We start from the raw sequence: 25,593 nt of genomic DNA, 5'->3' as shown, positions 1-25,593 counted from the left end.
GATTTCACGGGCCTTATAGGCCGCGCGGGGCCGTCAGCCAAGATGCACCTGACCGGCCGGGTAGCGCACGCGCGGCACCATCCGCGTCGCAAGGAAGAAGCCCAGTGTCAGCGGCCCGACCCGCCCGAGGAACATCACCACCATGATGACCGCGCGCCCGAAATCCGTCAGCTCGGTCGTGTATCCGCGCGACAGGCCCGTCGTGCCGAAGGCGGATGCGACCTCGAAGGCGATATCGACGAATTCGCCGTCATGGCTGATGATCAGCACGAACATCGCGGTGAAGATCACCATCGACGCGATCGAGATCAGCGCCATCGCCTTGAGCACGTCGCCAAGCGGGATGGAGCGCCCGAAGGCCCAGATCTCGGTCCGGCGGCGCAGGAAGGCCATCGTGGCCAGCACCATCACCACCACGGTCGTGACCTTCAGCCCCCCCGCGGTCGAGGTCGGCCCGCCGCCGATGATCATCAGCGCCATGTACAGAAGCGACGTCGAATCGTGCAGCCCCCCGATATCGGTCGAGTTGAAGCCCGCCGTGCGGGGCGTGACCCCCTGGAACCACGCGACCGTCAGCCGCGCCGTCGCGCTGTCGTATTGCGCAAGCGTCGCGGGGTTGTTCCATTCCAGGATCGCGGTCAGCCCGACGCCCAGCACGATCAGCACGACCGTGCCCACGACCATCAGGCGGGTGTGCAGGCTCCACCCCCGCCAGAAGCGGCGGTTCGCGATGTCGCCCACCACCACGTATCCGATGCCGCCCAGGATGAAGAGACCGGGGATCACCACGTTGACCACCGGGTCCAGCGCGTAATCCGTCAGCCCCGCCGAGAAGGTCGAGAAGCCCGCGTTGTTGAAGGCCGAGACCGAATGGAAGATCGCGTGCCACAACCCCTCGGCCAGGCCGTGATGGGGCATGAATGACAGGCACAGCAGCATCGCGCCCGCGATCTCGGCCATCAGGACGACGCGCAGGATGGTCCAGACCAGCGATGTCAGCTTGCTGTAAGAAGTCTGATTCAGGTCCTCGCGCAGATAGGCGCCGTGGGTGATGCCGATGGGCAGGCCAAGCGCGGACCAGACCATGACCGCGAAGGTCATCAGGCCCAGCCCGCCCAGCTGGATCAGCACGGTCACCACGAGCTGCCCCCAGAAGGTCAGCACGGTCTCGGTGTCGATCACCGCCAGCCCCGTCACGGTCACCGCCGAGGTCGAGGTGAACAGCGCGTCCATCAGCGTGATCGGCACCCGCGCCATCGGCGGCAGCATCAGCGCCAGCCCGCCCAGCACGATCAGCGCCAGGTATCCCGCCGCAAGCACCGCGGGCGGCGGCGTGCGCGACAGCCACCGCGACAGCCAGCGCATGGTCACAGCTGGTCGCCGAACCGGGTCAGGTCCGTCCGCTTGCCCAGAAGCAGCAGCCGGTCGTTGGCCTGAAGCGGCCTGTCGTCCAGCCGCAGGTTGCAGAACTCGGTCCCGCGCATCAGCCCCAGAACCTCGATCCCGTTGCCGATATGCAGGTCCTTCAGGTGGCGCCCTGCCAGGCGCGGCGGGATCAGCAGGTTCACCACCGAGAAACCGTTCCCCAGGCTGACGTAATCCTGCACCGCCGGGTTGTTCAGCATCTGCGCGGTGTGGCGGCCCATCTCCAGCCCCGGCAGGACGACGCGATCCGCGCCGATCTTCGACAGGATGCGGTGATGGGTCCGGCTTTCGGCCTTGGCCCAGACGGTGCCCACGCCGATGACGCGCAGGTTCATCGCGGCGATGACGTTGCTTTCCAGATCGTTGCCGATCGACACCAGCCCCACGTCATAGCGGTCGACCCCCGCCTCGCGCAGCGCGCCCTCGTCGGTGGCGTCCAGGATGACGCTCTGGGGCAGGGTCTCGGCCAGGGCGGCGACGCGGCGGGGATCCTTGTCCACGCCCAGGACCTGGTTGCCGAAACGCGCCAGTTCCGAGGCCACGACGCTGCCGAACGACCCGAGGCCGATGACGACGAAACTTCTGGACTGCTTTCCCATTCGACCTCGCTCCGGGCAAAACGCGTGGATGCTGTATCCGGGCCCGGATGGAAGTCAAGCGCGACCGAAGGTTCCATGAAATCGGGAACTTTCCGGCGATTGGTGGCCTTCTTGACTTAAATGTGAGAATACGCCCGCGCTCCGAGGCGGGTTTCCGCCAAGGGTCTGTCGTCTTAATCGTCAACGGACCTGCAACCCGATCTAGATCTATCTGAAAGGGACAGATGTCACAGACGCCCACCAATCCACCCAAGGGGCCGGGCAAGCCCAAGGCCCCCCGCGACATCGCGCGCGAACAGGACGCACTGTCGGGCCGCGTGCCCCCGCGCAGCACCAAGCCCGAGCCGAAGCCCGAACCCGCCGAGGTCACCGCGGACGAATCCGGCGTCGAGGCGCTGCCCGAACCCGAAGGCCCGACCGAGATCATCGAGACGGACTACGAGATCGGTCAGGACAACATCGAGGGTCGCGCGCCGATCCCCTTCGACATCCACAACCCCGTCTTCGGCATCTCGGCCGTGGCGGTCGTGCTGTTCACGGTGTTGACCATCGTGTTCAACGAACAGGCCGAGCCGATGTTCAGCAGCCTTCGCGGCACGCTGACCTCGAATCTCGACTGGTTCTTCATGCTGGCCGGCAACCTCTTCGTCATCATGTGCCTGGCGCTGATCGTGTCGCCGCTCGGCTCGGTCCGCCTTGGCGGTCCCGATGCCACGCCGGATTTCAGCCTGTCGGGCTGGTTCGCGATGCTGTTTGCTGCGGGCATGGGCATCGGCCTGATGTTCTATGGCGTGTCCGAGCCCCTGGGCCATTTCCAGGCGGCGCTTGGCGGTCCGGTCCTCGAGGATGGCGTGCGCACCGACTGGGCACCGCTTGACGGCGCCCCCGGCGACGAGGCCGGCGCGATGCGCCTGGGGATGGCCGCGACCATCTTCCACTGGGGCCTGCACCCTTGGGCCGTCTATGCCATCGTCGCGCTGGCGCTTGGCCTGTTCGCCTACAACAAGGGCCTGCCGCTGACGCTGCGCTCGGTCTTCTACCCGATCTTTGGCGAGAAGATCTGGGGTTGGCCCGGCCACATCATCGACGTTCTGGCCGTTCTGGCGACGATCTTCGGTCTTGCGACCTCGCTTGGCCTTGGTGCGGAACAGGCGACGGCGGGTCTGGCGGACCTGTTCGGCATCCCCGCCGAAATGACCACCAAGGTCGTGCTGATCCTGGCGATCACGCTGGTCGCGACCATGTCGGTCGTGCTGGGCGTTGAGAAGGGCGTGAAGCGCCTGTCGGAACTGAACATGATCCTGGCGATCCTGCTTCTGGTCTTCGTCATCCTGGTCGGCCCGACGCTGGCGATCTTCAGCGGCTTCTTCGCGAACCTTGGCAATTACGCCGCCGAGCTGATCCCGCTGTCGAACCCGTTCGGCCGCACCGACGACAACTTCCGCCACGGCTGGACCGCCTTCTATTGGGCATGGTGGATCAGCTGGTCGCCCTTCGTCGGCATGTTCATCGCGCGCGTGTCGCGCGGGCGTTCGGTGCGTGAATTCCTGATCGCCGTGCTGATCGTTCCCTCGGTCATCTCGGTGCTGTGGATGACGGCACTGGGCGGCACTGCCATCGACATGACGCTTGGCGGCTTTGCCGGCATCACCGACGCGGCGCTGGAACTGAAGCTGTTCGAGATGCTGTCGCAGCTGCCGCTGTCCTCGATCACCAGCTTCATCGGCATCGTGCTGGTGATCGTGTTCTTCGTCACCTCGTCGGATTCCGGTTCGCTGGTGATCGACACGATCGCGGCGGGCGGCAAGGTCAACGCGCCGGTTCCGCAGCGCATCTTCTGGTGCCTGGTCGAGGGGCTGATCGCGATCGCCCTGCTGGTCGGCGGCGGTCTGATCGCGCTGCAGGCGATGGCCGTGTCCACGGGTCTGCCCTTCACGGTCGTCCTGCTGGGCGCTTGCTTCGCCATCGTCAAAGGGCTGATGGCCGAACGGCGGGAACTTGCCTGAGACGGCCGCATGAACTTTGGAACGGGCGGGATTTCCCGCCCGTTCTTGTGTTGTCCCGCCTTCGATGCCACAACATTCGGAGGAAGATACCAGGGGACCGACGCTGATGAGCGAGATTTCAGCCAGCGAACGCCGGCTCGGCGCAGCACTCGACAAGATCGACCAGCTTCTCGAGGCCCGCTCGATGCGGCCCGCGGCGACGGCTGGCGACCTGCGGCCGGAACTGGACGCGGCGCTGGCCCGCAATGCCGAACTGCAGGCACGGCTGGACGCGGCCCCGGAGGCCGCCCCCGATCACGACCACGAGGGCGAACTGGCCGATCTGCGCGCGCGTATCGATACCGCGTCCGAGAATGCGGCCCGCCTGTCCGCCGCGAACGAGGACCTGGCGGTCGCGAACCGCAACCTGATCGATGCCCACGCCACCGGCGGCATCGGCTATGACGAGATGCGCGAGGCGCTCGAGGCCGAGGTATCGGCCCTGCGCGCCGCCCGCGCCGCCGAGATGGCCCAGATGAGCGAGATCATGGCCGAGCTGGAGCGCCTGCTGGCCGATGACGCCACCCCCGCCGCCGATCCGCAAGAGGTCGCGGGCGACGGGGCAGGGCTGCCCGAAGACACGACCGCAAGGCAGGAGGGCTGATCCATGGCCGAGGTTGATTTCACGATCGGGCACAAGGAATATCGCATCGGCGCCGCCGATGGCGAGGAACGCCTGCTGCAACGCGCCGCCCAGCTTCTGGACGCCGAGGCGCAGCAGATCCTGTCGCAGGCCGGTCGCGTCCCCGAACCGCGGCTGCTGCTGCTGGCCGGCCTGATGCTGGCGGACCGCTTCGCCGGGATGGAGGACCGCGCCGAGAAGGCCGAGCGCATGGTCTCCCGCCTTCAGCAGAACCCGCCCAAGGTCGAGGTTCCGGTCATCCCGTCCGAGCTGAAGGAATCCATGGCCGAACTGGCCGCCCGCGCCGAATCGCTGGCCGAGCGCCTGTCCGAGCAGGAGGCCGAGGAGGGGCGCTGATCAGGCGTCCCGTCCGTCCCCCAGAAAGACTGCCAGCGTCTCGGCCACCGCGTCCGGGGCGTCGGCATGCAGCCAGTGGCTTGCGCCCTTGATCGTCACGGTGCGGGCCTGCGGGAAATGCGCCCGCAGCGCGGCCTCGCCCTCGTCGGTGACATAGCTCGACAGCTCTCCCTTGATCTCCAGCACCTTGCCGTCGAACGTGCCCCTGGGCGCATCCTCGGGCCAGCCGACGATCTGGGGCATGTGGTCGCGCAGCGCCTTGAGGTTCAGCCGCCACCGGACGGGATCGGCCTTCAGGTCCAGGTTCTGCAGCAGGAAGGCCCGCACGCCGCGTTCCGGGACCAGTTCCGTCATCGCGCGGTCTGCCTCGGCGCGGCGGGTCAGATGCGCGATCTCCATCCGCTCCATCGCGTCGACATAGCGGGTCTGGTCGTGGCCATAGGCGATGGGCGCGATGTCCATCACGGCCAGCCTGCGCACCATCTGCGGGTGGGTCAGCGCCAGCAGCATCGAAGCCTTGCCGCCCATCGAATGCCCGACCAGATCGACCTTGCCGCCCAGATCGTCGATCATCGCGGCCAGATCGCCCGCCAGCGCGGCATAGCTTGCATCCGGGTCGTGCGGGCTGTCGCCGTGATTGCGCAGATCGACGGTGGTGACGGGCCGCGTCTCGGCCAGCCTGCGGGCCTGCGCGCCCAGGTTGCGGCCCTGGCCGTAAAGGCCATGGACCAGAAGGACGGGCAGCCCGTCCTGCGGACCGATGGTGGTGTGATTCAGCTTCATGCCCTCAGTGTTAGAGCGTCTGGCGCCCGCCCGCCATCCCGTCTAGTCTGCCGCCATGACACGCAAGCCCGACAGCTTCGAGGACATCCCCGCCATGGCGGACGAGATCGCGCAACTGATGGCATCGCGCTTTGGCGGTGCCCGGCGCGGCGAACGCTTCGATCTGTCCACCATGGTCCGGCGCCGGGGCGGCGCCTTGCCCGACCGCCTGCGCCGCAAGGCCAAGCGCCTGGCCGAGGCCGACATCCTGGCCCGCAGCCCCCGCATCGCGCGCCAGCTGCCCCTGGCCGATCTGGGCCGCGCCCATGCCGCGCTGCTGGCGCATCTGCAGCCCCTGGGCGAGATCGCGCGATTCCAGGGCCGCGCGATCAGCCTGACGGCGACGGTGGTGTTCGGGCTTCTGCTTCTCGGCGCGGCCATCATCTGGGTGATGGTCGGGCGAGGAGCCCTCTGATCGGCATTGCACGCAGTGCAATGCTGCTTTACCGCCAGACGACTTGAAAAACGCGGCGCGATGTACTGACTCGCAGGTATCAGCCCGCCACAAGAGCCAGTGACATGACACAGAGCACAGATTTCCGCGCCGCCATCCTGGCGCTGGCCCTTGGCGCCTTCGCCATCGGCACCTCCGAATTCGCCGCGATGGGGCTGCTGCCCTATTTCCAAGCCGATCTGGGCCTGACGGAACCGCAGGCGGGCCATGTCATCAGCGCCTATGCCATCGGCGTGGTGATCGGTGCGCCGATCACGGCGATGATGGGGGCCAGGCTGCCGCGCCGCCGTTTCCTTGCGGCGCTGATGGCCTTCTATGGCGTGATGAACCTGCTGGCCGCGATGGTGCCGGGCTTTGCGCTGCTGGCCGGCGCGCGCTTTCTTGCGGGGCTGCCGCATGGCGGGTTCCTGGGGGTCGCCATGCTTTATGCCGCGGATGCGCTGCCGGTGGGGCAGCGGGCGCGGGGGGCGGCGCAGGTCATCATGGGCCTGACCGTCGCCAATATCTTCGGCGTGCCGCTGGCCGGCTGGTTCGGGCAGGTGATCGGCTGGCGCTTCGGCTTCGGGATGCCGGGGGTGATCGCGCTGATCTCGGCCTGGGCGATCCTGAAGGTCGCGCCGCGCGTCGGCGGCAACCCCGATGCGCGCCCCTGGGACGAATTGCAGGCGCTGAAGAACCCGCGCGTGCTGTGGACGCTGGCCGTGGGTGCCATCGGCTTTGGCGGGCTGTTCGCGGTCTATGCCTTCCTGACGGCCTCGATGCTGGCGAACGCGAACCCGCCGGGCTATGCGATCCCGCTGGCGCTGGCGGTGTTCGGCGTGGGCGGCACGCTCGGGACCTGGATCTCGGGGCGCGTGACCGAGGCGATGGGCACGACCCGCGCATCCTTCATCGCGCTGGCCTCGATGGCGCTGACGCAGGCCTTCGCATCGGCGGTGGTGGGCGACTGGGTGCTGATGGTGCTGTCTTCGTTCCTGCTTGCGCTTGGTGCGGGGCTGGTGATCCCGCTGCAGACCCGCCTGATGGAGGTCGCGGGCGACGCGCAGAACATGGCCGCCGCGATGAACCACGCGGCCTTCAACGCGGCGAACGCGCTTGGGCCGTTCCTTGCGGGGATGGCACTGGCCGCGGGCTGGGGCTGGCGGTCGACCGGCTTGGTCGGGATCGCGCTTACCGCTGCCGGGGCGGTCGTGCTGGGTCTGGCCACCGTGCGAGATCGGGCAGGTCGGGCGGCGGCAGCGAACGCAGGATGACCGCCCTCGAGGTCGAGTTGAACTCTCGCCTCCAGGTGACGAACAGGACCATCGCGGTGCCCAGCATCAATGCCCAGGGCCCCGCGAGCCAGCCGAGCGATCCGAGCGCGAAATAGACGCTGCGCAGCCCCGCGTTGAAGCTGCGCGCGGCGGTGATGTTCAGGTCGGCCGCCTGCATCGCGCGGGGCATGGCGGTCGGGTCCTCGGGCTCGTTCGGGACGGCGGCCATCATGACGGCGCAATATCCGAACAGGCGATGCGCCCAGACGAATTTCAGGAAGGCGTTCACCACGAAGAACATGGTGATCAGCAGGCGCAGCTCCCATCCGGTCTCGGCTGTGGGGCTCAGCTCCAGCTCGGCGGCGATGCCGCGCAGACGCTCGGCATTGCCGATCAGCGCCAGAAGGCCGCCCGTCGCGATCATGCAGGCCGATGCGAAGAAGGCCGTCCCCTCGCGCAGGCTGGACAGGATGTTGCCGTCGAAGATGCGCGGCTGGCGCGTGATGAAATGGCGCATCCATTCGCGGCGGTAACGCTTCATCAGGACCGACACCGACGGGATGCCCTGCGGCGGGCGTTCGGTGAAATGCCCGATCCCCAGCCATGTCGTGAAAAGCAGGATCAGCGCCGCGATTTCCAGCGGGCTGAGACGGATGTGGCTGATCAGGTCGAGGGCGTCCATCACGCGACACTAGGTCGGGTTTCGATCCTGCGAAAGACCCCGAAACGGGTCTTGAAGCGCCGCGCGGCGATCCTAGATCAATTGGACCGGCGGCCATGACGGCGTCGGCACGACCGCTTGCCCGAAGACGGGAAGCATCACGATCATCGCTTGAACAAGGATGTGACCACAATGCGTAGCAATTTCGATCTCACGCCGCTCTACCGTGCCTCGATCGGTTTCGACCGGCTGGCCGACGTGATGGACCGCGCGCTCAGCGCCGACGTGTCCGCCCCCACCTATCCCCCCTACAACATCGAGAAGACGGGCGAGAACGCCTATCGCATCTCGATCGCCGTGGCAGGCTTCGCAGCCGACGACCTGAACGTCGAGATGCGCGACGGCGCCGTCATCGTCTCGGCCCGCAAGGCCGAAGAGGACGAGGCCCGCACCTTCCTGCATCGCGGCATCGCGACCCGCGCCTTCGAGCGCAAGTTCACGCTGGCCGATCATGTGCGCGTGCAGGGCGCAAGCCATGTCGACGGCATGCTGCATGTCGATCTGGTCCGCGAGATCCCCGAGGCGCTGAAGCCGCGCCGCATCGAGATCTCGAAGGAGACCCCGAGGGTCGAGAAGCTGGACGCCTGATCCGCGAATGAAAGGGGCCGCCCGGTGGGGCGGCCCTTCTTCGTCACAGGCGCCTGCGCGCGCGCAATGCCGCGCTGATCGTGCCGTCGTCCAGGTAGTCCAGCTCGCCCCCGATGGGCACGCCCTGGGCCAGACCGGTCACGGCGACCTCCGACCCCTCCAGCGCGTCGGCGATGTAATGCGCAGTCGTCTGCCCGTCCACGGTCGCGTTCAGCGCAAGGATCACCTCGGTCACGCCATCCTCGTGGATGCGCGATATCAGGCGCGGGATGCCAAGATCCTCGGGGCCGATCTCGTCCAGGGCCGACAGCGTTCCGCCAAGAACGTGATAGCGACCGCGAAAGGCGCGCCCGCGTTCCAGCGCCCACAGGTCGGCCACGTCCTCGACCACGCAGATCTCGCCCGTGGCGCGCGCGGGATCGGCGCAGATGGGGCAGATGTCGCGGTCGGTGACATTGCCGCAGGACAGACATTCGCGGGAATTGACGGCAACGCGGTCCAGAAGCTGCGCCAGCTGGACCATCTGCGTGTCCCGCCTGCGGATCAGCGACAGCACGATGCGGCGGGCCGACCGGGGGCCAAGCCCCGGCAGACGCGCCATCAGCGTGATCAGCGCCTGGATATCGTCGCCACCGCCTTCCATCCGAGGATCAGAACGGGGGCTTCATGCCCGCCGGCAGCCCGAGGCTTTCGGCCATGCGCGACATTTCCGACTGCATCTTGTCCTCGGCCAGGCGCTGCGCCTCCTTGACGGCGGCCAGGATCAGGTCTTCGACCACCTCCTTTTCCGAGGGCACGAAGATCGAGGGGTCGATGTCCAGCGACTTCAGCTCTCCCTTGGCCGAGCAGGTGGCCTTGACCAGCCCCGCACCGGATTCGCCGGTCACGGTGATGTTGGCCATCTCCTCCTGTATCTGGGTCATGCGTTCCTGCATTTCCTTGGCGGTCTTCATCATCTTGGCCATGTCGCCAAGTCCGCCCAAACCCTTGATCATGTCTCAGTCCTCGTCTTCGAAGGGGTCCCATTCGTCGACCTCGGCCACGGGGCCGGTGCCGCTGTCATGGGGATTGGTCGCGCCATCGGCCTCGACCGCGATCTCGGTCGGGGCAGGGGCCACGCGTTTCACGTCGGTCAGCTTCGCGCCGGGAAAGGCTGCCATCACCTGCTGGACGATGGGCAGCTCCAGCGCGCGTTCGCGGGCGGCGCGGGCCTCGGCCTCGCGCGCCTCGGCGATGGTTGGGGCACCGCCGCCATTGGCGATTGTCACGGCCCAACGCTGCCCGCCGGTCCAGCCGCGCAGGCGTTCGGCCAGGCGTTGGGCGAAATCGGCGGGCGGGTTGTCGCGGGGCTCGAACTCGATCCGGCCGGGGCTGTAGCGGACCAGCGCGACGTGGCGTTCGACCATCACCAGCAGCGTCATGTCGCGCATGCGGGCGATCAGGTCCACGACGCTTTCGAAATCCGGAAAGCTCTCGACCAGCTGCGGGGCCACGGCAAGCGCCGTCGCCGCGTTTCCGTGCGCCTGCGCGACGGGTGCAGGGCGGGCGCGGCGCACGGCCTGCGGTGCTTGGGTCGCCTGCGCGCCCGCCACCGAAGGTCCGCGCGCGAATTCGCCCGCGTTTTGCGCTTGCTGCACGCGGCGGATCAGCGCCTCGGGGTCGGGCAGGTCGGCGACATGGGTCAGCCGGATGATCGCCATTTCCGCAGCCATCATCGCGTTGGGCGCGGCCGAGACCTCTTCCAGCGCCTTGAGCAGCATCTGCCACAGGCGCGACAGCACACGCATCGCCAGCTGGTCCGACAGCGCCTTGCCGCGGCTGCGTTCCTCGGGGGAAACGGTCGGGTCCTCCAGCGCGTCGGGCGTGATCTTCGCGACCGAGATCCAGTGCGTGATCTCGGCCAGGTCGCGCAGCACGGCCACGGGGTCCGCGCCATCGGCATATTGCGATTGCAGTTCCGTCAGCGCCGCCGCCGCATCGCCGCGCAGGATCATGTCGAACAGGTCGATGACCCGCCCGCGATCGGCAAGGCCCAGCATCGCGCGGACCTGTTCGGCGGTCGTCTCGCCCGCGCCGTGGCTGATCGACTGGTCCAGGAGGCTGGTCGCATCGCGGGCCGAGCCTTCGGCCGCCCGCGTGATCAGCGCCAGCGCGTCATCGGCGATCTGCGCGCCCTCGGCATCCGCGATGCGCTTCAGCAGCGCGATCATCACCTCGGGCTCGATCCGGCGCAGATCGAAGCGCTGGCAGCGCGACAGCACCGTCACGGGAACCTTGCGGATCTCGGTCGTGGCGAAGATGAACTTCACATGGGGGGGCGGTTCCTCCAGCGTCTTCAGCAGCGCGTTGAACGCGCTGGTAGACAGCATGTGAACCTCGTCGATGATATAGATCTTGTAGCGCGCGCTGGCCGCCCGGTAATGCACGCTCTCGATGATCTCGCGGATGTCGCCGACGCCGGTGCGGGATGCGGCGTCCATCTCCATCACGTCGACATGGCGGCCTTCGCTGATGGCCGTGCAATGTTCGCAGACCCCGCAGGGTTCGGTCGTCGGGCCGCCCGTGCCGTCGGGGCCGATGCAGTTCATGCCCTTGGCGATGATGCGCGCGGTCGTCGTCTTGCCGGTCCCGCGGATGCCGGTCATGATGAATGCCTGCGCGATGCGATCGGCGGCGAATGCGTTCTTCAGGGTGCGGACCATCGCGTCCTGACCCACGAGGTCCGCGAAGGTCTCGGGGCGGTACTTGCGGGCCAGAACCTGGTATGCTGCTTTGCTGTCCGTCATGGCTCCCTCGGGCGTCGCGCCACCTTAGCCAAGGGCGACGGGGGCCACAACCGATCTGCGGCCCCCGCGATTGTCAGACTTGGCCGCGATCAGGCCCCGTGATCAGGCATTGTCCAGCACGATGCGGTAACGCGCCTTTCCGTCCTCGAGATGGGCGAAGGCGTCGTTGATGCGCGACATCGGGAAATGCTCGGTCACGGGGCTGATCCCGTGGCGCGCGGCGAATTCCATCATCGTGTTCAGCGTCGCGGGCGCACCGACGGGCGAACCCGAGATGCTGCGCTGACCGGCGACCAGCGGGAAGGCGCCCACATCCAGCGGCTCGGGCGTGATGCCGACCATGTGCAGGCGGCCCTGCGGCTTCAGTGTCTCCATGATGGCGTTCCAGTCCATCTTGACCGCGACCGTGGACAGCACCAGGTCGAAGCGTCCCTTGGCGCCCGCGATCGCGTCGGCGTCACGCGAATTGACGCAGTGATGGGCGCCCATTTCGCGCGCCTCGTCCATCTTCGATTCGCTGGTGAAGGCCGTGACCTCGCAGCCCCACGCGCGGGCGAATTGCAGCGCAAGATGCCCAAGGCCGCCGATGCCGATGACCGCGACATGGTCGGTCGGTCGGATGCCGAACTGCACGAAGGGGTTGAAGACGGTGATGCCGCCGCACAGAAGCGGGCCCGCGTCGCGCAGCTCCATCTGGTCGGGGATGCGGATGACGGCGGTTTCCTGCGCGCGGACGCGATCGGCAAAGCCGCCATGATGGCCGATGATCGTCGGCTGCTGGTCGGGGCACAGGTTCTGGTTGCCGCCAAGGCACTGCATGCAGTGGTTGCAGTAACCCGACTGCCATCCCAGACCCACGCGGTCGCCGACCTTCAGCCCCGTCACATGCGAGCCGACCGCCGCGATGGTGCCCGCGACCTCGTGGCCGCCGACGAAGGGAAAGGACGCGATGCCCCACTCGTTCTCCCACATGGACATGTCGCTGTGGCAGACCCCGCAATGTGCGACCGAGATCTCGACGTCATGTGCCCCGAGCGGGCCGGGATCGTATTCGAAAGGTGCGAATTCACCATGCGCTTCCTGCGCGGCATATGCCTTGATCATGTCTTGGTCCTGTCTCGGAAGGTGTGCTGCAGGCAGGCGGCCCGGAGGGTCGTTCAGCGGAACGGGGTACTGGATCACTGTGAAATGGGCTGCTGCGCCATGGGGGTGTTCGTGTTGCCTGCCTGCAGGACATGCAAAACACGGCGACGGGAACATGGTTCCGCGAAATCCGCAGACTGATGGAATTTCTTTCCGGATCCCGGTTCGGTCGCGCCTGAAACGAAGATTCAGTCCAGCATGATCCGGGTCGGGCGGCGTCCTGTCAGCCGTTCCCTGATCCGTTGCCGCAGGCCCCTGGGCGGGACGACCGAGCTGTCCCGTTCGAACAGGATGCCCGCAAGGCCCGGATCCTGCATCTGCGCCAACCTGTAGCCCCACCGCGCCGCAAGCCGGGGGTCGATCCCGTGCGCTGGCCCCATCTCGGTGTTCATGATGCCGGGGATCCATTCGCTGACGACGATATGGGGAAACTCTGCATGCAGATCCGCGACCAGTGACTTGGTGAATATCCGGCACGCCCCTTTCGACACGGAATAGGCGGCAGAAAGGGGCGCAGGCGCATCGCCGGCATAGCTGGTGACGTTGACGATCCGCCCCTGGCCGGCAGGCACCATATCCCGCAATGCCTGAACCGTGCAGGCCACCATGCCGGTCAGGTTGACCTGCATCGTCCGTTCGAAGCTGGCCGCCGTTTCGTCCAGGATGCTGCGGCGGGGGTGCACGGCGGCGTTGTTGATCAGCGTGGACACCGGGCCGCATACCTCTCGGATGCGGTCGAATGCGGCATCGACCGCGGCGGTATCGGCGATATCGGCGGGGACGGGCAGGAACCTGTCGGGATGAAGGGCGGCCAGCTCTGCCAGTTCGGCCTCGCGCCGGGCGATCCCGGCGACGACGCTGCCATGCTGCAGGAACTGTTGGCAGAGTGCTCGGCCAAGGCCGGCACTTGCACCTGTGATAACGGTAACCTTTGGCCGTTCTGCGTTCATTGGCGGCGGTCTTTCTTCTGGGACGTCTTGCCCGGAGATCTGGGTGTCATGCGAGTTTGATCCATGTCCGCCTCAGCCGCCTTCGGCCCGGAATACAGGCAGGAACAGCTCTCGCAGTCGGATCGCGTTGGTGTTCGTGATGTGATTGTTGTCGAAATACCCGGCAAATCCGCCTGCCATGGCCGAGCAGGTCTGATCGTCACAGACCAACGGCCAGGGATCCAGCAGCGCCGCGCCAGATGCGGTCAGCATCGCATCCGCATTGCTGTTGCGGCTGGCGATCGCCGCGCGCGGAACGCTGGCGATCTCGGCCACTTCGGCTTCGGCAAGGCCCGAATGCGCCAGTTTGCGCGACACGATGCGGGAATCGTATGTCGGAATTTCGGGGACCTGCCGAAGGACGAAGACCTGTCGCCCGGATTGCCGCAGGCGGGCGACGGTGTCCGTCATGGCGCGCTGCATCAGCTGCGGTTGGGACAGAGCAGCCTGATCGGTGCCTGTGACGCTGATGGTGTTGTGCGCGTCAAGCCCGATACCGGCGCCTTCGGTATAGTAGGTCCAGCGCCCGACAAGCAGCACGGTATCGAACCTGTCCGAGCCTTCCAGCGCGCCTCGGATCCGGCGGTTGGCATCGCTGCAGGCCGCATCCTGCGCTTGCGTCGTGCTGTTCTCGGTCTTCTCCAGCCCGAAAAGCGGCGGGCACCCGGCGCGCCAGATCACGAGGGCCGGAACATCGGCGTCGAACGCCGCCTGTTCGAGGCCTTCCTTGAAGGCGCGGACATGGCTGTCGCCCCAGATCAGGATGCGAGGCTCACCCTCGGGGCCGATGGGACACAGCTCGACCCCTGCCAGATCGCCGGTCCGGGGCACGCTGCAGCGCTGCCAGTTCTGGTTGAAATCCTGCGTGGCCTGGATATGGGTCAGGATCTGCGGCGGGAAACGCCGCGCCAGTCCGTCGCCCAGGTAAATCACCGCGCCTGCCGCAAGCGCCGTGCCCGTTGCCAGCCCGGTTCCCAGAAACAGCCCGCGAACCGACAGCTGCGCGCGGCGCATCGGGGTTTCGATGAACCGCCAGCTGAGCGTCGGCAGGGCCAGCGATAGCATGATCAGCACAAGCCGCTGCCAAAGGGGGCCGAGGCTGCCGAAGTAATACGTCCAAAGCGTCGCCAGCGGCCAATGCCACAGATAGAGCGAATAGGAGATGAGGCCGATGAAGACCAACGCCCGGCTGCGCAGCAACGTGTTCACGCCGTTCGGATTCCGACCGTTCGCGATGACCAGCACCGCACCCACGACCGGCAGCAGTGCCCGTCAGCCCGGAAAGCGCTGATCCGCGTCAAGCGTCAGGATGCCCACCGCCATCAATGCAAGACCGACCCATGAAAGCAGGGGATGCAGATCCCAGCTGAGCCCGCGTTTGTGGCCCATGATCGCAAGGAGGACGCCGGCCAGCAGCTCCCATGCGCGCAACGGGAACAGGTAGAAGGCCGCCGTCTGAGAGATCGGCGTCAGCACGATGCAGGCCACCAGCGACCCAAGCCCCAGCAGGCACAGCACCATGGGCAGCCACCGCCGCACCGAAGCCAGAACGATCAGCACCAGCGGCAGGAAGATGTAGAACTGCTCCTCGATCGACAGGGACCAGGTGTGCAGCAGGATCTTTTCCTTGGCGACACTGTCGAAATAACCCGCCTGCGTGAAGAAGTAGACGTTCGAGAGATAGACGGAGGAGCTGATGATCTCCTTGCCCAGGGCGCGGAAGTCGAAGGGCAGCATGATTGCCCAGCCGACGATCAGACATGCCGTGATCACCGCGAAGTAGACGGGCGCAAGACGACGGATGCGTCGCTGATAGAAACGGATCAGGTCGATGCGACCGGTCCTGCTCAATTCGTCCCAGAGGATTCCGCCGATCAGGAAGCCCGATATCACGAAGAAGATGTCCACGCCGACGAAACCGCCGGAAAGGCCCGGGATCTCGAAGTGGAAAAGCAGGACGGGCAGAATCGCCACCGCCCTGAGGCCGTCGATCTCCCTGCGGTAACTTTGCAACCTGAAGCCCTCTTGAAGCGATCGGCAAGATACTGCCTGTGCTGGCATTCTTCATAGGACCCAAAGCGGCCTTCCTTAACAAGCCGCTTGAGCGCTGCCCCCGCGGATAAAGCGTCGCACGCTACATGTGTGGTATGCTCGGCCGGTTCTGCCTTGGGGAAGGTCGCGGCAAGACTGATCGTTCGCGAAACGCGTCAAGTGGATCGACTGCCAATGGATTGAAGGGTGAGAGGCTGGACAACGACCCAAACGGGACTCGTTACGGCTGCTTCCTTCCGGACCTGACCGAGTTGGCGAGGCGCTTGCCCGCGCCAACCTCTCGGGGCGTCAGATATGACGGCTGCGATGCGGATGCAACCCCCCGCGAAAGGGTCGATCCGCGCGTCCGGTCAGGAACCTATCCCTTTGGCGACAACCGTGGGTTGATGGCTGTACCGATGAACTGCATCAATGAAGGGCAGTCCGGGTAAGATCTGCAGACAGGGGACGGACGCGGGACGACGTGCACGCAGAGGAGGAGCCGCGATGTTGACGACTTGGTTGAACACGCATCCCAATCTGGACTATCAGCCGGACGAAGGCCTCGGCGGCACCGGTGGCACATCAACTTCAGGCGGGTTGTTCCGGATGAAATTCTCCACGCGTATAGACCAGGAAATCCCTGCAGAGCAGCTGTTTGCCGCCATCGGCGACTTCGACGCGCTGGAAAGGATGCTGATCTCTCGCGGGGCGAGCGTGGTGCGCATCGACCCGGCCAAGGATCCGGGCACCGTCATGGGCTGGCGCATCGGCTTCGACTGGCGCGGCAAGGCGCGCAAGCTGAAGCTGTCGGTGGACCGCTTCGACCGCCCCGAGGCGATCGGCATGCAGGGCCGCTCGGAGGCGCTGGACATGACGATCAACGCCACCGTCGTCGCGCTGAACCGCAGCAAGTCCCGGTTGATCTTCGAGCTGGAGATCCGCCCGCGCAACATGAAGGCGCGGCTGATGCTGCAGACCGCCAAGCTGGGCAAGTCCGAGCTGGACAAGCGCTTCGAGCGGCGCATCCGCGAATACGTGGAACTGATGCGCGCCTGAGGGCGCGGGCGATCACTCGCCCGTCAGCTGCGCCTCTCGCAGGGGGTCGGCCGGATAGACGCCCAGGATGTCCAGCGTCGAGGTGAAGTAGCGCAGCTCGTCCAGGGCCAGCGCGACATTCGCATCCTCGGGGTGGCCCTCGATATCGGCATAGAACTGCGTCGCGGTGAAGACGCCGTCCACCATGTAGCTTTCCAGCTTGGTCATGTTCACGCCGTTCGTCGCGAATCCGCCCATCGCCTTGTAGAGCGCGGCCGGAATGTTGCGGACGCGGAAGACGAAGCTGGTCAGCATCCGGTCGGCACGCCGCGTCATGTCGGGATCGCGCGACATGATCAGGAAGCGCGTCGTGTTGTTGGACCGGTCCTCGATCTGGTCGGCCAGGCGTTCCAGCCCGTAGATGTCGCCCGCAAGGGGTGCTGCCAACGCGGCCAGCGGCGGATGCGCGCGCGAGGCGACCTCCTTGGCCGATCCGGCGGTGTCGGCGCCGGTGATCGCGCGGATGCCGTGTTCGCGCAGGAAGCCGCGGCACTGGCCCAGCAGGACCGGGTGGCTCATGGCCTCGCGGATCTCGGACAGGGGGGTGCCGGGCACGGCCAGCAGGCTGATATGGACGCGCACGAAGGCCTCGTCGACGATGTGCAGGCCCGATTCCGGCAGCAGGTGATGGATGTCGGCGACGCGGCCATAGGTCGAATTCTCGACCGGCAGCATGGCCAGGTCGGCATCGTGGTTGCGCACGGCATCGATGACATCCTCGAAGGTGCGGCAGGGCAGGGCCTCCATGTCGGGCCGGGCGGCCTTGCAGGCCTCGTGGCTGTATGCGCCCAGTTCCCCCTGGAACGCGATGCGGTTCGTGGTCATGGCTTCTGCCCCGCTGATGTCGAATATCCCCAGGCGCTGGTAACTATACCTTGATCAGCCAAAGCGAAAGCGGATAGATGTCCAACGACTTGCAGAGCTTACCAAGGCGGGGACCGCACGCGATGTTCAACACCATGACCCTGACCAAGGCAGCCGGCGCATTCATCGGCGCCCTGCTTTTCCTGATGCTGGCGAACTGGGCCGCGACAGCGATCTTCCATGTCGGACCGGCCGGCCACGCAGGCGGTCACGGCGAAGACCATGGCGAGGGCGAGATCACGCAGGCCTATTCGATCCCCGTTCCCGAAAGCGCCGCAGGGGGCGCCGAGGAAGAGGAAGAGATCGACTTTGCCTCGCTGATGGAATCGGCCGATGCCGCCGCGGGCGAGCGTGAATGGGCCAAGTGCCGTTCGTGCCACGCGCTGGACGGCACCGACGGCGTCGGTCCGCACCTGAACGGCGTCGTGGGTCGCGCGGTCGCCTCGGTCGACGGCTTCGGCTACAGCGGCGCGATGCAGGACCACGCCGCCGAGGTTCCGGCATGGGAGCCCGAGCCGCTCCAGGCGTTCCTGGAAAACCCGCGCGGTGTCGTGTCGGGCACGGCCATGAGCTTTGCCGGCCTGAAGGATCCGCAGGCACGCGCGAACCTGATCGCCTTCCTCGAACAGAATTCCTGATCTCACAGAATTCCTGATCCCGTCTGGATCGCGACGATCGAACGCCGCCCCGCCTTGGGGCGGCGTTTCGCATTCGGGGCGCGCGTCCTCACGAAATCGCGGCTTGAAGCGGTCGCCGCCGCTGGCCTAGCCTTGCGCGACCACGCACCCGGAGGATCGCCCATGCGCCGCACCGCCCTTTTCGGCCTCATCCTGATGGCAACGGCCATGCCCGGCCACGCGCAGGACTCCGAAGGGACGATACGCTCGCACGGGATCGGGACCTTCGGGGAACCGGCGCTGCCCGCCGATTTCGACCATCTGCCCTATGTGAAGCCCGATGCGCCCAAGGGCGGAGAGATCGCCGAATCGATCCCGAACTCGACGGGCTTCGACAACTACAATCCGTTCACCTTCCGGGGGCGGGCGGCGGTGCTGTCCACGGTGATGCTGGAATCCATCCTGACCGGCACCGCCGACGAGGTGGGCGCGGCCTATTGCCTGCTGTGCGAAAGCATCGAATATCCCGAAAGCCGCGACTGGGTGATCTTCCACCTGCGCCCCGAGGCGAGGTTCAGCGACGGCACGCCCCTGACCGCGAACGACGTGCTGTTCAGCTATGAGACGCTGCGCACCAAGGGGCTGTCGTCCTTCCGCGTGGTGATCGCCCAGCAGGTGGCCAGCGCCACGGTGATCGACGATCACACGATCCGCTTCGACTTCACCCCCGATTATCCGCGCCGCGACGTGATCCAGTCGGTCGGCGGGCTGCCGATCTTCAGCGCCAAGGATTTCGAGGAGAACGACCGCGACCTGGAACAGCCCATGCGGACGCCGATGATCGGGTCCGGCCCCTATGTCTTCGGCAAGGCCGATATCAACCGCAACGTGACCTGGGAACGCGACCCCGATTACTGGGGCGCCGATCTGCCGATCAATCGCGGGCGGCACAATTTCGACCGCATCCGGTTCGAGTATTTCGCCGATTACGATGCCGCCTTCGAGGCGTTCAAGGCGGGCGAATACACCTTCCGTCGCGAGGTCAGCAGCATCATCTGGGCGACCCGCTACGATTTTCCGTCCCTGCAGAAGGGCTGGGTCGTCAAGGAGGAACTGCCAGACGGCAACATCGCCTCGGGGCAGGCCTGGGTACTGAACCTGCGCCGCCCCGACTGGCAGGACATCAGCGTCAGAGAGGCGATCGGGTTGATGTTCAACTTCGAATGGTCGAACGCCTCGCTGTTCTACGGCCTCTATGACCGGGTCGAGAGCTTCTGGGACAACAGCGAGCTGGAGGCCGAGGGCCCCCCGACCGAGGCAGAGCTGGCCCTGCTCGAGCCGCTGGCCGCCGACCTGCCCGAAGGCGTGCTGACCGAGGATGCGGTCAGTCCCCCCGTCAGCGGCGAAAGGCAGGCCGATCGCGGCAACCTGCGCAAGGCGGCGGCCCTTCTGGACGAGGCGGGCTGGACCGTGGGGTCGGACGGGATGCGCCGCAATGCCGATGGCCGCGTCCTGTCGCTCGAGATCCTGAACGACAGCCAGACCTTCGACCGCGTGATCAACCCCTTCGTCCAGAACCTGCGCCGCCTTGGGATCGACGCGCGCAACACCCGCGTGGACAATGCCGAATACGAGAACCGCAAGCGCGGGCACGATTTCGACATGATCTCGGACCACCTGGGGCAGGACGCCATCCCGGGCGCGAACCTGCAGCAGTATTTCGGCTCGGCCAATGTGGACGACGTCTTCAACTCGATGGGGCTTGCGAACCCTGCGGTGGACAGCCTGATCGCGACGATCGAGGCCGCCGACACGCAAGAGGATCTGACCACCGCCGCGCATGCGCTGGACCGGACGCTGCGTGCGCTGCGCTTCTGGGTGCCGCAATGGTATAACGGCCAGCACCTGATCGCGCATTACGACATCTTCGGCCGCCCCGACACGCTGCCGCCCTTCGACCTGGGGGAACTGGACTTCTGGTGGTATGACCAGGCCAAGGCGGATGCGCTGCGCGATGCGGGCGGGCTGAGGTGACACGGCTTGCGGCTTGATTTCCGTGATGGAATTGCCGACAAGCAAGGCAAGTGAACACGGGCCGCCAAGGCCCGGAACGACCCCGAGGGCGGGCAGAAGGACAGGCTGATGGGCGCCTATATCCTGCGGCGTTTGCTGCTGATCATCCCCACCTTGATCGGCATCATGCTGGTCAATTTCACGCTGACGCAATTCGTGCCGGGCGGCCCGATCGAACAGATCGCGGCGCAGATCCAGGGCGAAGGCGACGCGCTGCGCAACATTTCCGGCGGCGGGGCCGAGGCCGGGATGGGCGCATCCCAGGAACGGTACGAGGGCGCGCGCGGCCTGCCGCCCGAATTCATCGCCCAGCTTGAACAGGAATTCGGCTTCGACAAGCCGCCGGTCGAACGCTTCTTCACCATGCTGTGGAACTATGTCCGCTTCGATTTCGGGACCAGCTGGTTCCGCTCGATCAGCGTGGTGGACCTGGTGGTGGAAAAGATGCCCGTGTCGATCACGCTGGGGCTGTGGTCCACGATCATCGCCTATCTGATCTCGATCCCGCTTGGCATCCGCAAGGCGGTCAGGGACGGGTCGCGCTTCGACACCTGGACCTCGGGCGTGATCATCATGGCCTATGCGATCCCGGCCTTCCTGTTCGCGGTCATCCTGATGGTGCTGTTCGCGGGCGGCAGCTATTGGCAGGTCTTCCCGCTGCGGGGGCTGACCTCGGACAATTTCGCGGACCTGTCTGCCTGGGGCAAGATCAAGGACTATGCCTGGCACGCGACGCTGCCGGTGATCGCGGCGACGATCAGCAGCTTCGCCACGCTGACCTTGCTGACCAAGAACAGCTTCCTGGACGAGATCAACAAGCAATACGTGATGACCGCCCGCGCCAAGGGCCTGACCGAGAGGCGGGTGCTGTACGGCCACGTCTTCCGCAACGCGATGCTGATCGTGATCGCGGGCTTTCCGGCGATGTTCCTGGGCGTGTTCTTCGGATCATCCATCCTGATCGAGACGATCTTCTCGCTGGACGGCCTTGGGCGCCTGGGCTTCGAGGCGGCGGTGCAGCGCGATTACCCGGTGATATTCGGCACGCTCTATGTCTTCGGGCTGCTGAGCCTTGTCGTCGGGATCCTGTCCGACCTGATGTATGTCTTCGTCGATCCGCGCATCGACTTTGAAAAAAGGGCCGGCTGATGGCCATGTCCGAACTGAACCGCCGCCGCTGGCGCAACTTCCGCAGCAACGGCCGCGCCTTCTGGTCGCTGGTGATCTTCTCGGTCCTGTTCGTCGTCTCGATGTTCGCCGAGATCGTGGCCAACGACAAACCGATCCTCGTCAGCTATCGCGGCGACCTGTTCGTGCCGGCCTATCGCTTCTATCCGGAAACGGCCTTCGGGGGCGATTTCGGGACCGAGGCCATCTATCGCGACGAGGCGGTGCAGTGCCTCATCGTGTCGGGCGGGCGCGAGGAATGCTGGGACGACCCCGAGGGGTATATCGAGGCCGTCCATGACGGCAGCGCGGGCGTGCCCAAGGCCGAGCAGGGCTGGATGATCTGGCCGCCCGTCCCCTATCATTTCCGCACGATCAACAACGTGGGCACGGCCCCCAGTGCGCCCGATGGCGATCACTGGCTGGGCACCGACGACACGGCGCGCGACGTGCTGGCGCGGGTGATCTACGGCTTCCGCACCTCGATCCTGTTCACGCTGATCGTGACGGTGGTGGCATCGACCATCGGCATCGCGGCGGGGGCGGTGCAGGGCTATTTCGGCGGGCGGACGGACCTGATCTTCCAGCGGGTGCTGGAGATCTGGGCCTCGACCCCCAGCCTGTACGTCATCATCATCCTGTTCGCGATCCTGGGGCGCAGCTTCTGGCTGCTGGTCTTCGTCACCATCCTGTTCGGCTGGCCCGCGCTTGTGGGCGTCGTCCGGGCCGAGTTCCTGAGGGCGCGCAACTTCGAATATGTCCGCGCCGCGCGCGCGCTTGGCGTCAGCGACCGCAAGATCATGTTCCGCCACATCCTGCCCAACGCCATGGTCGCCACGCTGACCATGCTGCCCTTCGTCGTCACCGGCACGATCAGCGGCCTGGCCGCGCTGGACTACCTCGGCTACGGCCTGCCCGCGGGGGCGGCGTCGCTTGGGGAAATGGCGCTGCAGGCGAAACAGAACCTGCAGGCGCCCTGGCTGGCCTTCACCGCCTTCTTCACCTTCGCCATCATGCTGTCGCTGCTGGTCTTCGTCTTCGAAGGCATCCGCGACGCCTTCGACCCGCGAAAGACCTTCAGATGAGCCGTCCCGATCAGAACCCGGTCGCCGAACCCGTGCTGCAGGTCAGCGACCTGACCATCGGCTTCCGGTCCGAGGGCCGCGTCGTGCCCGCCGTCAAGGGCGTCAGCTTCCATATCGGGCGGGGCGAGACGGTCGCGCTGGTGGGCGAATCCGGGTCCGGCAAATCGGTGACGGCGCTGTCCACGGTGCAGCTTCTGGCGGGGCAGGCGCAGGTCGGCGGCTCGGTCCGCTATGGCGGGCGCGAACTGGTCGGCGCCCCCGAGAAGACGCTGCGCGACATTCGCGGCAACGACATCAGCTTCATCTTCCAAGAGCCGATGACCTCGCTCAACCCGCTGCACACGCTGGAAAAGCAGCTGAGCGAGAGCATCGCCCTGCACCAGGGCCTGCAGGGCGACGCGGCGCGCGCGCGCATCGTGGAACTGCTGACCCGCGTGGGCATCCGCGAACCGGAATCGCGGCTGGGCGATTACCCGCACCAGCTGTCGGGCGGGCAGCGCCAGCGCGTCATGATCGCGATGGCGCTGGCGAACCGCCCCGAATTGCTGATCGCGGACGAGCCGACGACCGCGCTGGACGTCACCATCCAGGCGCAGATCCTGGAGCTGCTGGCCGAACTGAAGGCGGCCGAGGGGCTGTCCATGCTGTTCATCAGCCACGATCTGAACATCGTGCGCCGCATCGCCGACCGCGTTTGCGTCATGAAGGACGGAGAGATCGTCGAGGAAGGCCCGGTCGAGGCGATCTTTGCCGATCCGCAGCACCCCTATACCCGCAAGCTGCTGGGCGCGGCACCCACGGGCCTTGCCGAACCCGTCGCCCCCGACGCCCCCGAACTGGTCCGGACCGAGGATCTGAAGGTCTGGTTCCCCATCCAGCGCGGGCTGCTGCGCCGCACGGTCGGGCATGTGAAGGCCGTGAACGGCGCCTCGGTCAGCGTCCGGGCGGGCGAGACGCTTGGCATCGTGGGCGAATCCGGCAGCGGCAAGACCACGCTGGCCCTGGCCATCATGCGGCTGATCGACAGCGACGGGCCGGTCCTGTTCATGGGGCAGGACATCCGCGGCTGGAAGGGCACGCAGCTGCGCGCGCTGCGCCGCGACATGCAGATCGTGTTCCAGGACCCCTATGGCAGCCTGTCGCCCCGCATGACGGTGGAACAGATCATCGCCGAGGGGCTGGGCGTGCACGGCGTCGACAAGGGCACCGACCGCCGCCGCCTCGTGGCTGACATCATGGCCGAGGTGGGGCTGCCGCCCGAGGCGATGCACCGCTATCCCCACGAATTCAGCGGCGGGCAGCGCCAGCGCATCGCCATCGCCCGCGCGATGATCCTGCGCCCCAAGGTCGTGGTCCTGGACGAGCCGACCAGCGCGCTGGACATGACCGTCCAGGTCCAGATCGTCGAGCTGCTGCGCAACCTGCAGCGCAAGCACGGGCTGGCCTTCCTGTTCATCAGCCACGACCTGCGCGTCGTCCGCGCCATGTCGCACCATATCATGGTGATGCGCGCCGGCGAGGTGATCGAACAGGGCCCGACCGAAGCCATCTATGACCGCCCGTCGCACGAATACACGAGGACGCTGCTGCAGGCGGCGTTTGCGGGCGGCCACGGATGAAGATCCTCTTCGTGCACCAGAACTTTCCGGGGCAGTTTCCGCATCTTGCCCCGGCCCTCGCGGCACGCGGTCACGAGGTCGTGGCCCTGACCGACGAACGCAACCAGCGGCCCAGCCCCGTCCGCGTCCTGCGCTACAAGTCGCCCGAGAAGGTGCAGACCGACAGCGCGCTCGGGCGGACCTACAGCGACCATGCCGAACGCGGGCTGCTGGCGGCGCGGGGCGCGCGCGCCATGCGCGACCGGCACGGCTTCCATCCCGACGTGATCATCGGCCATCCGGGCTGGGGCGAGACGCTGTTCCTGCGCGAGATCTGGCCCGAGGCGAAGCTGCTGGTCTATGCCGAGCTGATGTACCGCACGCGCGGCCACGACGTGGGCTTCGACCCCGAGATCAGCCCCGCCCGCGACGAGACGCGCTTCCTGACCGTCGCGCGGTCGGCGCATCTGCTGCAGGGCGTTCTGCAGGCCGACGCGGCAATCGCGCCCACGCGTTACCAGGCCGACAGCTTTCCGCCGGAACTGCGCGGCAAGATCGGCGTCATGCATGACGGGATCGACACGGACCGCGTGGCCCCGAACCCCGATGCCGCCCTGACGCTGCCCGACGGGCGCGTGCTGCGCGCGGGCGACGAGGTGCTGGGCTTCGTGTCGCGGTCGCTGGAACCTTACCGCGGGTTCCACGTCTTCATGTGGGCGCTGCCGCGGGTGCTGCGCGAAAGGCCCGATGCGCAGGTCGTGCTGATCGGGTCCGAGGGCGTCAGCTATGGCGGCAAGCCCCATGACGCGGGCAGCTGGAAGGAGAAGCTGCTGGCCGAGGTCGGCGGCGATCTGGACCTCGGGCGCGTGCATTTCCTGGGGCGGGTGCCCTATGACGATTACCTGTCGCTGCTGCAGGTGGCGCGGGTGCATTGCTATCTGACCTATCCCTTCGTGCTGTCCTGGTCGCTGACCGAGGCCATGTCGGCGGGCGCCTATGTGGTGGGGTCGGATACCGAACCGGTGCGCGAACTGATCCGCGACGGAGAGAACGGGCGTCTTGTGCCGTTCTTCGACCGCGATGCGCTGGCCACGGCGCTGGTGCGCGGGCTGGCGGGCGATCCCGACGCGCCCCGCCTGCGAGAGGCCGCGCGGACCACCATCCGCAAGGGCTATGACCTGCGCAGCCTGTGCCTTCCGCGCCAGATCGACTGGGTGGAAAGCTTCGGGCCGATGCGGTAAACCCCCACGACTTCA

General features: G+C 66.6%; 25 protein-coding genes and 1 other RNA gene. 13 read left to right on the top strand and 13 right to left on the bottom strand.

All coding sequences use genetic code 11. The features are described from left to right. Nucleotides 1–33: 33 nt before the first annotated feature. Complete coding sequence (locus QMZ16_RS01235) at nt 34–1,365, bottom strand: potassium transporter TrkG (RefSeq protein WP_282601835.1); 1,332 nt, start codon at nt 1,363–1,365, stop codon at nt 34–36. Between the two features lie 2 nt (nt 1,366–1,367). After that, nucleotides 1,368–2,024 (bottom strand): TrkA family potassium uptake protein, encoded by a 657-nt coding sequence (locus QMZ16_RS01230; protein WP_022707527.1) that lies wholly within the window; start codon nt 2,022–2,024, stop codon nt 1,368–1,370. Between the two features lie 224 nt (nt 2,025–2,248). Between QMZ16_RS01230 and QMZ16_RS01225 the strand changes: the two genes are divergently transcribed. The 3 genes from QMZ16_RS01225 (at nt 2,249) to zapA (ending at nt 5,048) form a co-directional block, all read left to right on the top strand. After that, complete coding sequence (locus QMZ16_RS01225) at nt 2,249–4,030, top strand: BCCT family transporter (protein ID WP_282601795.1); 1,782 nt, start codon at nt 2,249–2,251, stop codon at nt 4,028–4,030. A 106-nt stretch (nt 4,031–4,136) separates the two neighbouring features. Further along, nucleotides 4,137–4,673, top strand: a complete 537-nt coding sequence (locus tag QMZ16_RS01220) for a hypothetical protein (RefSeq protein WP_282601794.1) — start codon at nt 4,137–4,139, stop codon at nt 4,671–4,673. Between the two features lie 3 nt (nt 4,674–4,676). Then, the gene (zapA, locus tag QMZ16_RS01215) at nt 4,677–5,048 is read left to right on the top strand and encodes a cell division protein ZapA (RefSeq protein ID WP_282601793.1); all 372 of its coding nucleotides are present in this window, start codon (nt 4,677–4,679) and stop codon (nt 5,046–5,048) included. Here zapA and QMZ16_RS01210 read toward each other — a convergent pair whose 3' ends face one another. After that, on the bottom strand, nt 5,049–5,831 hold the full coding sequence (locus QMZ16_RS01210; RefSeq protein WP_282601792.1) for an alpha/beta fold hydrolase: 783 nt from the start codon (nt 5,829–5,831) through the stop codon (nt 5,049–5,051). Nucleotides 5,832–5,886: 55 nt separating this feature from the next. Between QMZ16_RS01210 and QMZ16_RS01205 the strand changes: the two genes are divergently transcribed. Together QMZ16_RS01205 and QMZ16_RS01200 are read left to right on the top strand one after the other, a co-directional pair. Then, nucleotides 5,887–6,285 (top strand): hypothetical protein, encoded by a 399-nt coding sequence (locus QMZ16_RS01205; protein WP_282601791.1) that lies wholly within the window; start codon nt 5,887–5,889, stop codon nt 6,283–6,285. Between the two features lie 104 nt (nt 6,286–6,389). Continuing rightward, nucleotides 6,390–7,577: an MFS transporter gene (locus tag QMZ16_RS01200; protein ID WP_282601790.1), complete on the top strand. Its 1,188-nt coding sequence runs from the start codon at nt 6,390–6,392 to the stop codon at nt 7,575–7,577. Here the strand turns inward: QMZ16_RS01200 and QMZ16_RS01195 are convergent. After that, the gene (locus tag QMZ16_RS01195; protein WP_022707520.1) at nt 7,495–8,259 is read right to left on the bottom strand and encodes a DUF599 domain-containing protein; all 765 of its coding nucleotides are present in this window, start codon (nt 8,257–8,259) and stop codon (nt 7,495–7,497) included. The genes QMZ16_RS01200 and QMZ16_RS01195 overlap by 83 nt on opposite strands. 171 nt (nt 8,260–8,430) lie before the next feature. On the opposite strand from QMZ16_RS01195, the gene QMZ16_RS01190 reads away from it, so the two are divergent. Continuing rightward, nucleotides 8,431–8,886 carry an Hsp20 family protein gene (locus QMZ16_RS01190; protein WP_022707519.1) on the top strand — a complete coding sequence of 152 codons (456 nt, stop codon included), beginning with the start codon at nt 8,431–8,433 and terminating at the stop codon, nt 8,884–8,886. 43 nt (nt 8,887–8,929) lie between these two features. Here QMZ16_RS01190 and recR read toward each other — a convergent pair whose 3' ends face one another. From recR to ffs, 8 genes are all read right to left on the bottom strand, one after another. Beyond that, nucleotides 8,930–9,529: a recombination mediator RecR gene (recR, locus tag QMZ16_RS01185; protein ID WP_282601789.1), complete on the bottom strand. Its 600-nt coding sequence runs from the start codon at nt 9,527–9,529 to the stop codon at nt 8,930–8,932. Nucleotides 9,530–9,536: 7 nt separating this feature from the next. Beyond that, on the bottom strand, nt 9,537–9,881 hold the full coding sequence (locus tag QMZ16_RS01180) for a YbaB/EbfC family nucleoid-associated protein (RefSeq protein WP_282601788.1): 345 nt from the start codon (nt 9,879–9,881) through the stop codon (nt 9,537–9,539). A 3-nt stretch (nt 9,882–9,884) separates the two neighbouring features. Beyond that, nucleotides 9,885–11,672, bottom strand: coding sequence for a DNA polymerase III subunit gamma/tau (locus tag QMZ16_RS01175; protein WP_282601787.1), 1,788 nt, complete (start codon nt 11,670–11,672; stop codon nt 9,885–9,887). Nucleotides 11,673–11,774: 102 nt separating this feature from the next. After that, complete coding sequence (locus tag QMZ16_RS01170) at nt 11,775–12,776, bottom strand: NAD(P)-dependent alcohol dehydrogenase (RefSeq protein ID WP_282601786.1); 1,002 nt, start codon at nt 12,774–12,776, stop codon at nt 11,775–11,777. A 227-nt stretch (nt 12,777–13,003) separates the two neighbouring features. Further along, complete coding sequence (locus QMZ16_RS01165) at nt 13,004–13,765, bottom strand: SDR family oxidoreductase (protein ID WP_282601785.1); 762 nt, start codon at nt 13,763–13,765, stop codon at nt 13,004–13,006. Between the two features lie 72 nt (nt 13,766–13,837). Beyond that, nucleotides 13,838–15,049, bottom strand: a complete 1,212-nt coding sequence (locus QMZ16_RS01160; protein WP_282601784.1) for an acyltransferase family protein — start codon at nt 15,047–15,049, stop codon at nt 13,838–13,840. A gap of 27 nt (nt 15,050–15,076) precedes the next feature. Further along, nucleotides 15,077–15,817: an acyltransferase gene (locus tag QMZ16_RS01155; RefSeq protein WP_282601783.1), complete on the bottom strand. Its 741-nt coding sequence runs from the start codon at nt 15,815–15,817 to the stop codon at nt 15,077–15,079. A 223-nt stretch (nt 15,818–16,040) separates the two neighbouring features. Next, an RNA gene (gene ffs, locus QMZ16_RS01150) (signal recognition particle sRNA small type) lies at nt 16,041–16,139 on the bottom strand. Nucleotides 16,140–16,444: 305 nt separating this feature from the next. Between ffs and QMZ16_RS01145 the strand changes: the two genes are divergently transcribed. Continuing rightward, nucleotides 16,445–16,894: an SRPBCC family protein gene (locus QMZ16_RS01145; protein WP_022707512.1), complete on the top strand. Its 450-nt coding sequence runs from the start codon at nt 16,445–16,447 to the stop codon at nt 16,892–16,894. A 12-nt stretch (nt 16,895–16,906) separates the two neighbouring features. On the opposite strand, the gene QMZ16_RS01140 is transcribed toward QMZ16_RS01145, so the two are convergent. Further along, nucleotides 16,907–17,758 carry a prephenate dehydratase gene (locus tag QMZ16_RS01140; RefSeq protein WP_282601782.1) on the bottom strand — a complete coding sequence of 284 codons (852 nt, stop codon included), beginning with the start codon at nt 17,756–17,758 and terminating at the stop codon, nt 16,907–16,909. Between the two features lie 122 nt (nt 17,759–17,880). Here QMZ16_RS01140 and QMZ16_RS01135 point away from each other — a divergent pair, with 122 nt between their 5' ends. The 6 genes from QMZ16_RS01135 (at nt 17,881) to QMZ16_RS01110 (ending at nt 25,578) form a co-directional block, all read left to right on the top strand. After that, nucleotides 17,881–18,435: a cytochrome c family protein gene (locus tag QMZ16_RS01135; RefSeq protein ID WP_282601781.1), complete on the top strand. Its 555-nt coding sequence runs from the start codon at nt 17,881–17,883 to the stop codon at nt 18,433–18,435. Nucleotides 18,436–18,597: 162 nt separating this feature from the next. Continuing rightward, complete coding sequence (locus tag QMZ16_RS01130; RefSeq protein ID WP_282601780.1) at nt 18,598–20,448, top strand: extracellular solute-binding protein; 1,851 nt, start codon at nt 18,598–18,600, stop codon at nt 20,446–20,448. Between the two features lie 108 nt (nt 20,449–20,556). Beyond that, nucleotides 20,557–21,636 carry a microcin C ABC transporter permease YejB gene (locus QMZ16_RS01125; protein ID WP_022707508.1) on the top strand — a complete coding sequence of 360 codons (1,080 nt, stop codon included), beginning with the start codon at nt 20,557–20,559 and terminating at the stop codon, nt 21,634–21,636. Next, nucleotides 21,636–22,739 carry an ABC transporter permease gene (locus QMZ16_RS01120; protein WP_282601779.1) on the top strand — a complete coding sequence of 368 codons (1,104 nt, stop codon included), beginning with the start codon at nt 21,636–21,638 and terminating at the stop codon, nt 22,737–22,739. The genes QMZ16_RS01125 and QMZ16_RS01120 overlap by 1 nt, the downstream gene beginning before the upstream one ends. Beyond that, entirely contained in the window at nt 22,736–24,358 is a 1,623-nt protein-coding gene (locus tag QMZ16_RS01115) for an ABC transporter ATP-binding protein (RefSeq protein WP_282601778.1), read from the top strand. The genes QMZ16_RS01120 and QMZ16_RS01115 overlap by 4 nt, the downstream gene beginning before the upstream one ends. Beyond that, a complete protein-coding gene (locus QMZ16_RS01110; RefSeq protein WP_282601777.1) occupies nt 24,355–25,578 on the top strand; it encodes a glycosyltransferase in 1,224 nt (407 codons plus the stop codon). The genes QMZ16_RS01115 and QMZ16_RS01110 overlap by 4 nt, the downstream gene beginning before the upstream one ends. Nucleotides 25,579–25,593: the final 15 nt, after the last annotated feature.

The organism is Paracoccus sp. PARArs4, assembly GCF_947311865.1.
In the GTDB taxonomy this organism is placed as follows: Bacteria; Pseudomonadota; Alphaproteobacteria; order Rhodobacterales; family Rhodobacteraceae; genus Paracoccus; species Paracoccus zeaxanthinifaciens.
Note: the sequence above shows the minus strand (reverse complement) of the source record. Positions and strands in the feature narration are given on the sequence as shown.